The sequence below is a fragment of the Clostridium omnivorum genome, from assembly GCF_026012015.1.
GTDB classification, from domain to species: Bacteria; Bacillota; Clostridia; order Clostridiales; family Clostridiaceae; genus Clostridium_AX; species Clostridium_AX omnivorum.
In genome coordinates this window covers 2,257,501-2,272,456 of record NZ_BRXR01000001.1, presented here as the reverse complement: position 1 = coordinate 2,272,456, position 14,956 = coordinate 2,257,501, and the positions used below count along the sequence as shown (strand labels likewise).

Below are 14,956 nucleotides of genomic sequence, written 5' to 3'. Positions count from 1 at the left end.
AGGAACCTGTTGGTTCCTTTGAGTATTTTAAAATAAACCTATATTATTTAATATCTTCAATTACTTTAGCCATAGTAACAGCTAAGTCATCTTTTTTAGAGTTGTCTCTGCTAAAAGAAAGTTCTTTATTTCCAGTAGTGATTTTTATTAATTCTTCATTTCCGCTGGGAACTACAGCAAATTCCTTTATTTCTTCCAAATATATTCTATCAAGGTCTCTTGTCTCCTCTGCATATCCTAATGATACATGCCCAATGTACTCCAAGTAAATGGAATCCTTAGTTAGTATCAAGTGAACTACATCAGCTATATCTCCACCAGCTCTGGTTATTAAATTTCCTACAAGGTTAGCCACAACATCCTTTGCGGTTACAGACCTTGTAGCTGTAATTTTCATTACAATATCCTCATCTTTCAAATTTAATTTAAACATAATATACCCCCTGCATTTATATAATTATCTGTACTTGCTATAATCATGCACTATAACGTTATTTATTAACTTCCTATTCCGTCCAATTTATGGGAATTGCATCCACTATCTTATAAGTGTCATTCTCATTTATAACTGTAATTGTTCCGCTTTTTTTAGTGGTTTCTTCTTTCTTAGTATCTTTATTTTTCTCCTTAAGCTGCAGCTCAAAGTTATAAGTTATTGTTTTTTCTTTTTCATTTTCTGATGACTTGCTTATCTTTATGTCTTTAACTTCTGCTAAATTACCTTTTGCATAAAAGTTTTTTATCCTGGCAACTGATAACCTATCATTAACGAACGCTACATATGAATTATCAGTGAGGTATGGCTTAAATTTCTTATTTTCTGTTTCATAAGCCTTATCAAATTCTGCAACTTCAGACTCATTAGCACCTTTTATCGCTTTCTCATAAAAATCATAGTCACTTTGATCCACAGTATAAAATTCTGTAATAAAATCTCTAAGAACTTTTTCTCCACCTTGGCTTTTGCATGATGTAAATACAAGAAGTATAAATGATAATACTACTGTAAAAGCTACTGCCTTTTTCACAAAAATCCACCTCTTAATAATTATTTTAATAATTGATTCTAGGTAAACTATTGATAGTAAACATCTATTAGATAAATAGTTTACTATCATCTTATATGTAAAATTATACCTTCTAAGGACTAATGTGAAAATACAACTTGGTTAAATTGTACATAAACTAATTTTAACTGTCACTTTTCATGTCGTAATACTCATAGCTTTATCATTTTATCCTTTATAACAGCTTTAGGCCTTTTAGCTTTTCTCTTAGTGCTTCAGCACTTTTAAAGAATATTGTTTCTATACCTGCCTTGTTTGCTCCTTCAACATTAGCTAGAGTATCATCTATAAATAAAGTTTCCTGTGCATTTAAGCTATATTCCTTAAGAAGAAAATCATAAATTTCAGGCTCTGGCTTAAGCATATTTATTCTATGTGAAACCACCATGCCATCAGCTAGTTTAAAAAACTCATTATTATTATATGTACTCTCAAAGGCCTTCATATGATAATTAGATAATACATATATCTTGTAGCCCTTCTGTTTAAGCTCCTTAAAAATATCAACTGTAGCCTCAATTGGAGTCAGCATTGAATGCCATTCTCTCATAACTTTCCTAATTTCCTCTTCATATTCAGAACAATACCTGCAAAAATTTTCAGTAGCCTGTTCTTCAGTGATTGTACCTCTATCTAGTTCGGGCCATTCCTTACTCTCAAATATGGTACTGTAAACAGCTTGAACTACAGCTTCATCTGCAAATCTCTCTCTTAGAAACTCAAAAGGCTTAAAATTTATTAACACATTTCCAATATCAAATACTACATTTTTTATCACAATAATCCTCCTTTTTACCTCTTAACTTAAGTTTTTTTAATTAATTCAAAGATAAACCCAAAACAATATATTCTTGTGAGCACAAAGCAATTTTATTAACAAAATTACATATTAACCATACCTTAACAATTCCATAATTGCTCTATAACAAAAAAGTCATAAGCTATAAATATAAAGATATAATTTTTGAAAGGTAGTGATATTATGAAAAATCCTTTAAGCTTTTATGATATCATACAGACTATGCTTCTAGTATTAACTTCCTATATTGCTATTTGGATTATATCTAGCTTATACTTTATAAACCAACTTTTAGTTAACGTCCAAAACATTAATATATCAAGTTTTCTCCTTACTTTCATACTTCTTACAACCTTCATACCAGCATTTCTAGCAATACATGAAGAAATGCACAAGTAATAGTAAAGCTCCTGCAAAGCAGGAGCTTTACTACTATCTTATGGTTATTGGCTCATCTGGTATATTCTCTAATCCATTAAAATATCTAGCTAGAGAAAAGAAAAAATCTGATAATCTATTGATATATTGATAACAAACTGGATATTGTCTGCCATGAAAAGTTCTCACAAAATCTCTCTCAATTCTTCTAGTTGTAGTTCTTATAACATGTGCAAGTGTGCAGGCTTCACTGCCAGAATAATAGATAAAGGATTTCATTTGCTCTGTACTATCTGTAAATTTATCTATATTAGCCTCTAGAAACTTTACCTCATCGCTGGTTATATGCTCCTCGGAAAACTCTGTAGATATTTCTACTCCAATTAGATATAGGTGATACTGTATTTCTCTCAAAACACCATCTATATATTTTAAATCCTCTTCCTTATAGCCCACTTTTCCTATTTTACTTCTCAAATAGCCCACATAACTGTTTATTTCATCAACACCGCCATTAAGATTAATATCTTCGTCAGCTTTAGAAAGAGTCTTTCCAAGTAAATTTGAAGTTGTTCCTTTATCACCTGTTTTAGTATATATCTTATCCATAACAAACCCCTCTTTCATAAAACAATATATATTTCCTATACTAATATTCTACTCCAATATTTAATTCTTATCATCAGCTTTTTATCACTTTTATAGATATAAGCAGCTTCTTAAGGTATAAAAAAAGACCACCTTTTAGGTGGTCTTTTCGTTCAATTATTCTTGAACTGGTGCTCCTACTGGGCAAACATTAGCACAGTTTCCGCAATCGATGCAGCTATCTGCATCTATAACAAATATGCTGTCTCCTTGGCTTATGCAGCTAACAGGACATTCTGAAGCACATGCTCCACAGCTAACGCAAGAATCAGTTATTTTATATGCCATATAAAACACCTCCTAAAATTTTTGACATAGGTTGTCCAATTACATTTTACCACTTTTCATTATATTTTCAATACATTTTTAATCTGTCTATACCCAATATGATTTTCCAGCAATTGAAGTATGCAATTTTTTATTAAATAATTATAACACTGTATATCCCATATCCTCTAGAGATGCTATTAAATCCTCTAATGTCACAAAGTAGGTATCATACACAACGTCCACTTCCTGCTTCTCCTTATTTACTTGACAAGCTAAAACGCCTTCATTATTGGCTATGGCATTTCTTATAACGCCAACATCCTGTATAGTTCTCATGTTCCCTACTTTAATTACTGACTTCATAAGTAGTATCCCCCTTAGTTCTCCTTAAAAAGTTCCTTTATTTCATTCATATCTACATCTGCATCTTCTATTTCAATCTTAATTTCATTTTCTTCAATTATACCCTCATAATTTCCGGAAACTAAAGTAATCTCATTAATCGATACTTCTCTTAATACTTCCTCTCCATCTTTGGATCTAATTTTCACCTTCACTAACTCTTTAACTACGCTATTAGCTACTACTTCTCCATTGCCAAATGGTGTTTCTACAATAGAACCCACTCTAGGAAGTCTCTTTCTGATATCCTCATAGGTATCCTGTTCATAGTTTAAGCAGCACATAAGTCTTCCACAGATACCTGATATTTTTGTTGGATTTAGCGATAAATTTTGTTCCTTTGCCATTTTAATTGAAACAGGAGCAAAATCTCCCAGGAAGGATGAGCAGCAAAGTGGTCTTCCGCAAGGACCAAGCCCCCCTACCATCTTTGATTCATCACGCACCCCTATTTGTCTTAGCTCTATTCTAGTTCTGAATACTGTGGCTAAATCCTTTACAAGCTCTCTAAAATCAACTCTTCCGTCTGCAGTGAAATAGAAAATAACTTTATTATTATCGAAAGTATACTCCACATCAATAAGCTTCATAACTAGCTTGTGCTGTTGTATTTTTTCAACACAAATATTATAGGCCTCTTTTTCCTTTACCTGATTTTCTGCATGCCTTACAATGTCTTCCTCAGTTGCTTTTCTTATAACAGTTTTTAATGGTGATACTATATCCTCTTCAGATATCTCCTTTGGCCCAACAACGCATTGGCCAAATTCAATTCCTCTTGCTGTTTCTACTATTACACTATCACCTTTATTTACATCTATATCCACAGGATCAAAGTAATAAATCTTACCTGCCTTTTTAAAACGAACGCCTACTACTTTTATCATATAAAACTAATCCTCCTGAAACTTGACCAACATATTTTCAAATACCAATGACGTATTTACATTGTGATCTAGTCTTCTTCTTGTTTCATTTATAATATCTATAATATCATTTAATTTATTAAAAGAAAACATAGAGGCTAGGTCTTTTATGGAGTTAACTTTATCCACATTTATTACTAAGTCTTCCCTGCCTGTTTCCTTATATATCATTGTATCACGGATATATGATAAAAACCATGTTAATACTTCTTTCCAATCATTTTTATACTGCAAAAGAAAATCTGAATACTTCAAAAAATCCAAACATTTCTTTTCCTTTATGTTAAGAAGTATCTCTAGGGTGCTATTTCTTATCTGCTTAAAATCCTCATCTTCAATAAAACTCTCTGCTCTCCCTGGTATTCCATCACTGAAGGCAACTATTGTCTTTAATTCTTCAGGCATTAGCCTTGGATACTTCTTATTTAAGTATAGCTTCATTTCCTCAAGACTCAATCTCTGAAGCTTGTGTATCTGACATCTTGACTTTATTGTGTCTAAGATTAGCTCAAGATTCTCACATAATAATATAATAAATACCCCTTTAGGCGGTTCTTCTATAGTCTTTAGAAATGCATTTTGTGCATCTACAGTCATCTTATCAGCTTGATAAACAATAATTACTTTTTTATCACCTTCATAGGGTTTTTTATTTATCTCTTCAATAATCTTTTCGGTTACTTCTTTTATACCAATAGACTGCTTATTCTTTTGTACTCTGTATTCTATTAAATCTGCATATTCCTTATCCTGCTCTTTTCCAAGCAGCTTTATTGCAATTGCTCTTGTTAAAATACTCTTTCCTATGCCATTTTCTCCAACGACAAGATGGGCATGTGAGAACATGCCCGAATTTATGGATTTATTTATTTGCATTTTTACATTATCGTGACCAATTATTTCATCAAAATTCAAAACTAAAGCTTATCAAGGACTTGTTTCTTTTTATCCTCTTAAAGCGTACCTCCCTTCAGAGTTCCACTTATACTATAGTTTTACTTTATCATATCTTAATGAATTTATCTACATCAACTACAAAAACAGTTGCTCCTCCAACTTCTACTTCAACAGGGTATGGAACATAAACTCCAGTAGAACCTGCTACAGGTGAAGGTGATGTAACTATTTGATCCCTAGTTTTGCATACCTCTTCAATTATTCCTAGTACCTTGTCAACTTTTTCAATTTCAACCCCCATCATAAGAGTTGTATTTCCTGCCTTTAAAAAACCGCCAGTAGTTGCGAGCTTAGTAACTCTAAAACCGCCATCAGTTAATACATCTATAAGTTCACCAGCATCATCGTCCTGTACAATCGCTATTATAAGTTTCATATTACCCCTCCTTATGTGTAACATACTCACTGTTACTGTGTAATATTTTTATATTTAATTTACACTTTTTTCTATCTATTTGCAAGCTTTTTGTGTGAAAATTTCATCAATATTCTGTTAATATTAATTTATTTATTAGTATTATATGCACTTTATTTATGATTGGCTATTAACTCCTCTATAGTATGTGCAATATCCTTATGTATTAATTCAATATCTCTGTTTGCATCTACAACCTTTATTGTGTCTCTGCTTTCTGCAAGCTCTCTATAGCCTTCAAAAACTCTCTTGTGAAAATCATCTCCACCATTTTCAAGCCTATCAAGAGTCCTTTGCTTGCTTTTTCTTCTTAAGCCTTCATCATAAGGAATAGTAAGCATAAAAGTTACATCTGCCTTAAGTCCATCTAGAGCAGCTTCATTTATACCTCTTATTCTCTCTACCCCAAGGCCTCTTCCTATACCTTGATAAATAATTGAAGATTCTACAAATCTATCACATATAACCATAGTTCCTTTTTCTAAAGCCGGTTTTATCACCTCATTGACTAATTGAGCCCTTGATGCAGCATAGAGCAGCGCTTCACACATATCCGCCATGTTGCTATTCTTATTATCTAATATTATTTCCCTTATTTTTTCGCTTATTTCTGTTCCCCCAGGCTCTCTTGTACACAATATATTGTAACCTTTGCTAGTTAAGTATTCCTTTAAAAGTCCAATTTGAGTACTTTTACCTGAACCATCTGGCCCCTCAAAGGTTATTAAAAGTCCTTTTGTCATAACTATTCCTCCACTATCCAAAGCTTTTGTTCTTCAATACCTAATACAGTTATATGGTTATCTAAATAATATTTTACCACATTTATGGACTTCTCATCTATAACTTCCCCTGGCATAATAAGAGGAATCCCTGGCGGATAAGGGACAATTGCACTTTTGCTGATCTTTCCCTTACTATCCTCTAAATTAACTAAGCACTTTTCTTTCTCCATTACCTCATAAGGAGCAAGCTCTTTTTCTAAGGTATGAAAATCATTAAAGAAGCTTGCGTAAAAGTTATCCTTACTCTCCTTAGGAACTTTTTCTATCCACTCTTCAAGCGCCTCATACAGTGCTATAAAGTCTTCTTCTCTATTAAAGGGTGAAAAAATAAGTATTACATTATAGCCATCGCTCATTTCCCCTTGAATACCTTTAGTCTTTAAATAGTCCAATAGTTTATGTGCTGAATAACCCTTTTTCACATTCAGTACATATCTAGTCTCGTCAATAGTCTGTCCTTCTAAATCCTCTGGCCCTAGAATATGAAAATGTGAAAGCTTATTTATTTTTCCCCTATACCTTCTGCACAATTTAAGTAAACCCGCATATGCCTCCTTGCCATACTCCTGCAAATAAAATCTGGCATAATCCATAGAAGCCATAAGCATATAGGACGGACTGGTACTTAAAAAGGCACTAACATAAAAGTCTACCTTCTCCATATCCATATTTTCACCCACATGGAGATAGGCCGTCTGAGTTAGGCTTGGCAAGGTCTTATGAGCACTCATAACCACCATATCTGCTCCAAGGCTTAACGCAGACTTTGGAAGCTCACTATGCACCCCAAAATGAGCTCCATGAGCCTCATCTACTAGCACCTTCATGCCATACTGTTTTGCCTTATCTATTATAAATTCTAAATCTGTACATATGCCATAATAGTTTGGATAAGTTATTATAATTCCCCTAGCATCCCTGTTTTCTTCAATTAAGCACAAAAAATGCTCCAAATCTATGGAAAGAGGAGCATTATAATTTTCATTTATTTCATTTTTTATGTAAACAGGTTGTAGCTTCCTCATCACAATTCCATTAAAAATTGATCTGTGGCAATTTCTTTCTACTATAACCTTATCACCTTCATTGAAGGCAGCAAAAATCATAGCTAAGTTTCCACTAGTACTACCATTTACTAGAAAGTAAGATTTTTTGCTGCCATAAAAGTCCTTTAATAGTGACATTGCTTCCTTAATAATACCTTCAGGCTTATGAAGATTATCCATTCCGTCAACTTCTGTTATGTCTCCCTTTATAAGGTTATTATATAATTCTTTGCCTTCTCTAGTAGCTAAAAACCCTAATCCTCCTTTATGCCCTGGCATACAAAAGGATATATTATTTTCGTAAGCGTATTTTAAAATTCCCTCTACAAGTGGTAATTTTGACAAGTTATTTCCTCTCCCTTAAGTGCATTCTGAGTTATAGACCTCTTAATGCAGTCCTTGTAATACTCATAAAAATCCGTATCAACATCTGCATTTATCAGTCTTTCTTCACATGATCTGCAAATTCCTCTTCCATTAATCATTATACCATCTTTTAGAGGCTTTCTACATATTATACAATCTTGTTTTTTCATGATATCCCCCTCAAGCACATGCTTTATTTTATCTAAATTTTTGCCTCTTATACTATATTTTATTCAGGTCATCCATGATTTTTATTTTGTCCACTTAAATATTTAAACTTTATTAAAATATATTTTTATCTATTAGGGTAAACTAACTTTAAACTATGAAAAAAGAGATGTTTAAAGTTATAAATGACCTTTAGCAGATAACTTGCCAATGAGAATAAGCAAAATAGATTACCTAGTGTTTCCACTGAAAGGAGAAAAATGCTATGAAACAAGAAATGATAAGCTATTTACATACAATTAAAGATGATCTAGTAGAACTTACTAAATATCTATATGAAAATCCAGAAGAAAGCTTTAAAGAACATAAAGCTTACAATTACATAGTAAAGATGCTTAAAGAGCATGATTTTAAGGTCACTGAGCACTACCTTGATATAGAAACTTCTTTCTACGCTGAATATGGCAGCGGCCATCCTAAAATCTGCTATCTATGTGAATATGATGCTCACGGAAAAGACGGTCATACTACAGGCCATAATTTAATTTCAACCATGTCTTTAGGAGCAGCATTTTCATTAGCAAAGGTAATTAAGAAGCTAGGAAGCGGTACTGTAATAGTATTAGGCTGTCCTGGAGAATTTAAGAGTGGGGCTAAGGTTACCATGGCTAAGCAGGGAACCTTTAAAGATATAGATGTATGTCTAATGGCTCATCCTGATATTGAAACTGCCTTAAGCGGTACATCGAGAGCAATTGTGCCACTAAAAATTACTTATGATGTAACTCCAAACCCTGTTTCAAAATCAGGCAGCTATTCTGCACAAGAGGCAAGTCTTTTCACCTTTAATGGCTTAAGTCTTTTAACTAAGGGTTTTCCTAAGCACTGCGCCATAGATGGAATCTTTGTTCAAAGCAGTAATTCTCCTTATACCGCTCCTATGCATTCAGAATCCAGCTTTTATATAAGAGCTCCAAAGATGGAAATCGCCTGCGAAATAGAGAAAAAGTTTCGCGAACTAGTAAAGGCCACCAGCAGCATTATGGAAGTGCAGGCAAATGTGTTTATGCATGAGCTTCCTTATGATGAACTAATAACTAATAATTCACTATCTAGGATTTTTTCTCATAATTTAAAGGAATGCGGTATAATTGATATAAATGATTCTAAGGATACTCTAGCAGGTCTTAGTCTCGGTACAGTAAGCAGAGTAGTTCCTTGTATTCATCCTTTTATATCTATAGTAGAAGACAAAACTATTCCTTATATGTCTTCGGAGTTTGCAAAAGCAACTATTTCTGAATATGCAATTAATAACTGCCTAATAGCTGCTGAAGCACTAGCTATAACTGGACTTGATTTAGTAGAAGACGAACCCTTATTAAGCGAGGTTAAAACTGAGTTTTATGAGAGCTTCAAGCTTCCAATTATGCCTTGTGAAGACTAAATAATTTAACTTCATATATAGACAATATCCTCTTTTAAGCTATAATATAATTAGTTGAGAAAAAGCCGGCGCTGGCTTTTTCTACATTATGGCTAAGGAGGATTTTTTATGATTTCAATTTATAAGCACTCTGATGAAACAGGTTCTCCAATGCAGAAACTTGAAGCAATTGAGCCAGGTTGTTGGATTAATATTGTAGCTCCTTCAGATCAAGAGCTGCTTTTAGTGTCGAAAAAAACGGGTGCACCGCTTGAATTCTTAAGGGCTGCAATGGATGAAGAAGAAACTTCCCGTATAGATATGGACGGTAATAATGTATTATTTGTACTAGATATTCCTTTTACTGAAATGGAAGCAAACTCACTAACCTATGATACATATCCATTAGCAATAATTCATACAGAAAAAGAAATAATTACAGTTTGCTTAAAAAACAGCAAAATACTCACTGATTTTGCTGAAGGTAAAGTTAAATCTTTCTTTACTTATAAACGTTCTAGATTTATTCTTCAAATATTATTTAAGATATCCACCTACTATCTTCTATATTTAAGACAAATCGATAAAAAGAGTGTTATGATAGAAAGAAAATTGCACAAGTCCTTGAAAAATAAAGAGCTAATTCAGCTTTTATCCTTGGAAAAGTCGCTGGTTTACTTCTCTACATCTTTAAAAGCCAATGAAATTACCCTAGAAAAGATGCTTAAGATGGAGATAATGCAAAAGTATCCTGAGGATAAAGACGTCTTAGAGGATGTAATAATAGAAAATAAGCAGGCAATTGAAATGGCTAATATCTATAGCAATATCTTAAGCGGCACTATGGATGCCTTTGCCTCTGTAATTTCAAATAACTTAAACATAGTAATGAAGTTCTTAGCTTCTATAACCATAGTTATGGCAATTCCTACTATGGTAAGCGGACTATTTGGAATGAATGTAATAGTGCCACTGGCAGAAAATCCACAAGGCTTTTGGATTATCATAGGTATAATAACTTCATTATGCCTAGGTGCTGTTATTGTTTTAAATCGAAAAGATATGTTTTAACTATAAAGCCTCCTGCATTGTTTTACTGCAGGAGGCTTTATAGTTTTATATATTATTCATAAGAAAGCTTGTAAATTTGAAGAATATCCTCTTTACCTAATACCCATATAGTTCTGGCATTACCTAGTTCGGCCGCATTAGCTGCTAGCTTAGCTAAGTCCTCATATCTAATCCCGGCTTCCTTTAAGCTTACAGGCGCTCCTAAGCTCTTATAAAAGTCTCTTAATAGCTCAATAGCTTTTAACACTCTTTCATCCTCTGTGCCTTGCTCAATTCCAAAAATCTTATTTGCAAATCTAACAAACTTTTTAATGTTGTACTTATACACATACTTCATCCAACTAGGAAAAACAATGGACAATCCTGCTCCCGGCGCAATATCAAAAAATATACTTAATGGATGTTCAAGCTGATGTGATACTAAAGGGCACCCTTTTGTTCCTATAGAGTAATATCCATTAGTGGGTAGTACAGCACACAGCGCTAGCTCAGCACGTGAATTATAATTGTCAGGCTCATTTATCAAAACTTGTACATGCTTAATTATGGTTCTCAAAATTCCCTCTAAAACCTCATCCATTACATCACTGTTTTTTACTCCTTCAAAGTATAATTCTAATACACGGCTCATAACATCAATTGCTCCATTAACAGTCTGTTCCTTTGAAAGTGTAAATTGTGCGGCAGGGTCAACTATTGATACTTTAGGATATATATAATCTGAAGTAAAGGCCATCTTTTTATTTTCATCTTCATTAGTCATAATACAGCAAGAATTCATTTCTGAACCCGCAGATGATATTGTTAGCACAGTAAATATGGGGATAGCCTCTTTTATCTCTCCATTACCTTCAAATACCTGCCAAATGTCACTCTCGTACCTTGCTCCGGCAGCAGCAGCCTTAGCAGTATCAATAACACTACCTCCCCCTATGGCTATGATACCTTGTAAATTCTCCTTCTTCAAAACCTCAATACACTCATGTACTTTAGATAGCTCTGGATTAGCTTTTACTCCTGAAAGCTCTTTAAATTCTATACCATTTTCCTTTAAAGCTTTAACTGCTGCTTCGTATATTCCATTTTTATATATAGAACCCTTGCCATATAGCAAAAGCACTTTATCTATTCCGCTTTCCTTAACTTCCTCTCCTATTCTTTGCACCGTATCTCTTCCAAAAATCAGCTTAGTAGGATTTTTGAACATAAAGTTATTCATAAAAAGCCTCCTGTACCACTCATACTGTGAAGAATAATTATCAATTATTCTGTCTTTGCTTATAACAATTAATATTACTAGATAGTATCATTCTATATTAATTTATCAATACTATATTAGTATGATGGATCAATTACTTTAATATGTATTAAAGTTATCAACATTAATTCTATATATAGTATAGTTATCAACATTATACACAATATATTGTTGATAACTTTCTACTTATACATAATAAATACAGTGATTTCAAAATAAACGATAATTTTTTCTAAATTTCATCCGAATATTATAGTGCAGTAATAAATAACATAAGGTGGTAGCAGCAATGGGATATAATATTATAGATATACTTAATAAAGGCATTGATGTGAGTACAAAAAGAAAAGCTATATTTGAAGTAATAGGACAAAAAAATTGTGATATTCCATCTATAAAAATTATGTCAACTGTTTTAGGTAAGCAAGTAGATAGAACTATTAAATATTATAAAGAATTAAAGATGGAAATTACACCTGAGGAATGTGACGAGATTGATTTCGTAATATATGATAAGATATCCTTTTTAATTAATGAATTTAGTTCAAGACTATATGTACCTGAAATTGATAACATCAGGGACTTTTTAAGGTTCTCGCTGAACCTAGAAAAAGATTTATATTCTTTGCTGGTAAACATACAAGGCAGACTAGTGAAGAATACAAATGCTGAACATACTAAAACATACCAAACCTTAACCAAAGCAATAAAAAATGTATCCTCTCACATTGAAACTTTAAAAGATCTTTTAAAATAAAGCTATATTTTATCATAATAGTAGCTATTAGGAAATTTAAAAGAGGCCTATGGCCTCCTTTTTTTGTTAATCATTAGCTTATTGATTTTTATTATGTGCCACATTTCAGAGACTTTATAAATCGACACGAGGCGTAAGCTAGAGAATTGACAATAATTGATAGTAACTTTATAATTTAAGTAAAATTTGCATTGAAGTAAGATAATAGGGGTGATAATATGGGGTTTGAACTTGAAGCACTTGGAATGCATGATTTACTCTGTGCAAAGCCGGTAAGTATGGCGTGTGGCGACAATTTGCACAGAGGTAATAAGTAGTCGCCTTTAAAATAATAGACCATACATATGCAGGCTTTGCCTCTTAAATTTATAGTATAAATTTAAGGAGTTGAGCTTTGTGAAATATGTAAAAGCAGAAATGATTTTACCAGGTGATTTAGTTAGAGAAATTCAAAAGTATATCCAAGGTGAATATTTATATATTCCATTACAATTGGAAACACGAAAAAAGTGGGGAGAAAAATCAGGAACCCGAGTTTTAATACAAAATAGAAATAAGGATATTCGATGCAAATATGCAAGTGGCTATAAGATTAAGGATTTAGCTGAAGAATTTTTTTTATCTGAGCATAGTATTAAGAAAATAATATATGCCAAAGAATAGTTATTTTTAAAACTACCACTCTTTAATAAAAAATGAGTGGTAGTTTTTTATGTAAAAAATAATATAGAAATGTTTTTTATCTTCAATTCAGTGCACCTTTGATATAAAATTTGATTATTAGAGGGTAATGTACAGGGCTATATAAATAGCATTGCCATTGTTGATATATAAAAATATATAGTGGAGGGTATACAGATGTCAGTACAATTTAGAAATTATACAAAGCAACCAGGTATTACAGAAGATTACCATAAGGTAAGGGCATTCTTTATAAAACTTAGGTATGCAGAATTTGAATACACTAGGTGGGATTGGATGGCAACCCATAGGTATTTGGATAAATCTGCTGTAGGCAGAATTGGCCTATGGGAAGATGAAGGTAAAATCGTGGGAGTGGCGACCTTTGATACCAGGCTTGGAGAAGCCTTTTGCCTAACTTTACCGGAATATACATACTTGAAAAAAGAGATATTGCTGTATGCGAAGGACAATCTAGCAAAGGATGGGGAATTTGGCGTCATTATAAGGGATTCTGACTTGGAGTTTCAGGATATTGCAGCCGGACTTGGCTTTGTTGCCACACAGGAAAAAGAATTCGATTCGTTTTTTTATTTGGATAAAACATCCACAGCATACGATTTACCGGAGGGATTTCACATTACTACCATGAAGGAAACCTTTGACTTATATCAATACAGGCGCGTTTTATATAGGGGATTCAATCATGAACTTAATGGTGAGGGAGAGCTAAAGTTTTCTGAAGAAGAAGAACAGGAAGCAAAAAAAGCGATGCTCCGGCCCAATGTGGACTTAAACCTGAAGGTGGCTGTGGTTGCACCAGATGGTAACTTTGTTTCTTATTGTGGAATGTGGTATGACAAAGATGCAGGCTTTGCAGTAATTGAGCCTGTGGCTACCGATCCCGATTACCGCAAGATGGGACTCGGAAAGGCCGCAGTTTTAGAAGGAATCAGGCGTGTGGGAGAGCTTGGTGCAAAAAAGGTTTTGGTAGGCTCCCGTAAGCAATTCTACTATAGCATTGGATTACGCCCTTTTTCAACATTTACTTTATGGAAAGAAAAAATAAATGGTTAAAACCTTTTTGCCCCGTCGTACGAGGGGGAGGCAAAAATAAGAAAAAAACACTAAGTATTTAAACTTAGTGTTTTCTATTAACCTGGCAGCGTCCTACTCTTCCACAGGGCCTCCCCTGCAGTACCATCGGCGCTAAGAAGCTTAACCTTCGTGTTCGGAATGGGAACGGGTGTTACCTTCTTGCCATTACCACCAGATACATGATTAGTCAAAATCTTCGATTTTGCTAACTAATCAGTACTCCTCAACTCTGTTGAGTGAGTTTCCTTTAAGAGAATGCTATTCTCTCAAGACTGAACAGATTAAGAATATTTGGTCAAGCCCTCGACCTATTAGTATCAGTCAGCTAAACACATTACTGCGCTTACACCCCTGACCTATCAACCTTGTGTTCTTCAAGGGGTCTTACTAGCTTACGCTATGGGAAATCTTATCTTGAGGTGGGCTTCACGCTTAGAT

Annotated in this window: 19 protein-coding genes and 2 rRNA genes (1 of these 21 cut by a window edge); 6 read left to right on the top strand and 15 right to left on the bottom strand. The window is 33.4% G+C overall.

What is annotated here, in order from left to right; translation table 11 throughout:
* Positions 1-43 precede the first annotated feature (43 nt).
* From bsdE14_RS10860 to bsdE14_RS10850, 3 genes are all read right to left on the bottom strand, one after another.
* Positions 44-433 carry a hypothetical protein gene (locus bsdE14_RS10860; protein WP_264849951.1) on the bottom strand — a complete coding sequence of 130 codons (390 nt, stop codon included), beginning with the start codon at positions 431-433 and terminating at the stop codon, positions 44-46.
* A 73-nt stretch (positions 434-506) separates the two neighbouring features.
* Complete coding sequence (locus tag bsdE14_RS10855) at positions 507-1,028, bottom strand: hypothetical protein (RefSeq protein WP_264849950.1); 522 nt, start codon at positions 1,026-1,028, stop codon at positions 507-509.
* A 214-nt stretch (positions 1,029-1,242) separates the two neighbouring features.
* A complete protein-coding gene (locus tag bsdE14_RS10850) occupies positions 1,243-1,845 on the bottom strand; it encodes an HAD family hydrolase (protein WP_264849949.1) in 603 nt (200 codons plus the stop codon).
* A 204-nt stretch (positions 1,846-2,049) separates the two neighbouring features.
* Between bsdE14_RS10850 and bsdE14_RS10845 the strand changes: the two genes are divergently transcribed.
* Positions 2,050-2,265: a hypothetical protein gene (locus bsdE14_RS10845; protein WP_264849947.1), complete on the top strand. Its 216-nt coding sequence runs from the start codon at positions 2,050-2,052 to the stop codon at positions 2,263-2,265.
* A gap of 33 nt (positions 2,266-2,298) precedes the next feature.
* Here the strand turns inward: bsdE14_RS10845 and bsdE14_RS10840 are convergent, their stop codons facing one another.
* The 9 genes from bsdE14_RS10840 to bsdE14_RS10800 all read right to left on the bottom strand — a co-directional run bounded on the left by bsdE14_RS10840 (position 2,299) and on the right by bsdE14_RS10800 (position 8,229).
* Positions 2,299-2,853: a cob(I)yrinic acid a,c-diamide adenosyltransferase gene (locus tag bsdE14_RS10840; RefSeq protein ID WP_264849946.1), complete on the bottom strand. Its 555-nt coding sequence runs from the start codon at positions 2,851-2,853 to the stop codon at positions 2,299-2,301.
* Between the two features lie 156 nt (positions 2,854-3,009).
* Positions 3,010-3,180, bottom strand: coding sequence for a 4Fe-4S ferredoxin (gene fdxA / locus bsdE14_RS10835; RefSeq protein ID WP_264849945.1), 171 nt, complete (start codon positions 3,178-3,180; stop codon positions 3,010-3,012).
* Between the two features lie 141 nt (positions 3,181-3,321).
* Positions 3,322-3,525 carry a heavy-metal-associated domain-containing protein gene (locus bsdE14_RS10830; protein ID WP_264849944.1) on the bottom strand — a complete coding sequence of 68 codons (204 nt, stop codon included), beginning with the start codon at positions 3,523-3,525 and terminating at the stop codon, positions 3,322-3,324.
* A 14-nt stretch (positions 3,526-3,539) separates the two neighbouring features.
* A complete protein-coding gene (locus bsdE14_RS10825; protein WP_264849943.1) occupies positions 3,540-4,451 on the bottom strand; it encodes a PSP1 domain-containing protein in 912 nt (303 codons plus the stop codon).
* Positions 4,452-4,457: 6 nt separating this feature from the next.
* A complete protein-coding gene (locus tag bsdE14_RS10820; protein ID WP_264849941.1) occupies positions 4,458-5,405 on the bottom strand; it encodes a DNA polymerase III subunit delta' in 948 nt (315 codons plus the stop codon).
* Positions 5,406-5,493: 88 nt separating this feature from the next.
* Positions 5,494-5,823, bottom strand: a complete 330-nt coding sequence (gene darA / locus bsdE14_RS10815; RefSeq protein WP_264849940.1) for a cyclic di-AMP receptor DarA — start codon at positions 5,821-5,823, stop codon at positions 5,494-5,496.
* A 152-nt stretch (positions 5,824-5,975) separates the two neighbouring features.
* Positions 5,976-6,605 carry a dTMP kinase gene (tmk, locus tag bsdE14_RS10810; RefSeq protein WP_264849939.1) on the bottom strand — a complete coding sequence of 210 codons (630 nt, stop codon included), beginning with the start codon at positions 6,603-6,605 and terminating at the stop codon, positions 5,976-5,978.
* 2 nt (positions 6,606-6,607) lie between these two features.
* Positions 6,608-8,038, bottom strand: coding sequence for an aminotransferase class I/II-fold pyridoxal phosphate-dependent enzyme (locus bsdE14_RS10805; RefSeq protein WP_264849937.1), 1,431 nt, complete (start codon positions 8,036-8,038; stop codon positions 6,608-6,610).
* The gene (locus tag bsdE14_RS10800; protein ID WP_264849936.1) at positions 8,017-8,229 is read right to left on the bottom strand and encodes a sigma factor G inhibitor Gin; all 213 of its coding nucleotides are present in this window, start codon (positions 8,227-8,229) and stop codon (positions 8,017-8,019) included. Before bsdE14_RS10800 ends, bsdE14_RS10805 begins: the two co-directional genes overlap by 22 nt.
* A gap of 263 nt (positions 8,230-8,492) precedes the next feature.
* Between bsdE14_RS10800 and bsdE14_RS10795 the strand changes: the two genes are divergently transcribed.
* The gene (locus bsdE14_RS10795; RefSeq protein ID WP_264849935.1) at positions 8,493-9,674 is read left to right on the top strand and encodes a zinc-binding metallopeptidase family protein; all 1,182 of its coding nucleotides are present in this window, start codon (positions 8,493-8,495) and stop codon (positions 9,672-9,674) included.
* Positions 9,675-9,782: 108 nt separating this feature from the next.
* Positions 9,783-10,724, top strand: a complete 942-nt coding sequence (locus tag bsdE14_RS10790; RefSeq protein ID WP_264849934.1) for a magnesium transporter CorA family protein — start codon at positions 9,783-9,785, stop codon at positions 10,722-10,724.
* Between the two features lie 52 nt (positions 10,725-10,776).
* Here the strand turns inward: bsdE14_RS10790 and bsdE14_RS10785 are convergent, their stop codons facing one another.
* Positions 10,777-11,943, bottom strand: a complete 1,167-nt coding sequence (locus bsdE14_RS10785; protein ID WP_264849933.1) for an iron-containing alcohol dehydrogenase — start codon at positions 11,941-11,943, stop codon at positions 10,777-10,779.
* A 328-nt stretch (positions 11,944-12,271) separates the two neighbouring features.
* Between bsdE14_RS10785 and bsdE14_RS10780 the strand changes: the two genes are divergently transcribed.
* The 3 genes from bsdE14_RS10780 to bsdE14_RS10770 all read left to right on the top strand — a co-directional run bounded on the left by bsdE14_RS10780 (position 12,272) and on the right by bsdE14_RS10770 (position 14,497).
* A complete protein-coding gene (locus bsdE14_RS10780) occupies positions 12,272-12,739 on the top strand; it encodes a hypothetical protein (RefSeq protein ID WP_264849931.1) in 468 nt (155 codons plus the stop codon).
* Positions 12,740-13,135: 396 nt separating this feature from the next.
* Positions 13,136-13,402 (top strand): CD3324 family protein, encoded by a 267-nt coding sequence (locus tag bsdE14_RS10775; protein WP_264849930.1) that lies wholly within the window; start codon positions 13,136-13,138, stop codon positions 13,400-13,402.
* 195 nt (positions 13,403-13,597) lie between these two features.
* Complete coding sequence (locus tag bsdE14_RS10770) at positions 13,598-14,497, top strand: GNAT family N-acetyltransferase (RefSeq protein WP_264849928.1); 900 nt, start codon at positions 13,598-13,600, stop codon at positions 14,495-14,497.
* Positions 14,498-14,577: 80 nt separating this feature from the next.
* Here bsdE14_RS10770 and rrf read toward each other — a convergent pair.
* Together rrf and bsdE14_RS10760 are read right to left on the bottom strand one after the other, a co-directional pair.
* Positions 14,578-14,694: ribosomal RNA gene (rrf, locus tag bsdE14_RS10765) — 5S ribosomal RNA — on the bottom strand.
* 115 nt (positions 14,695-14,809) lie between these two features.
* Positions 14,810-14,956: ribosomal RNA gene (locus bsdE14_RS10760) — 23S ribosomal RNA — on the bottom strand (it continues 2,761 nt past the right edge of the window).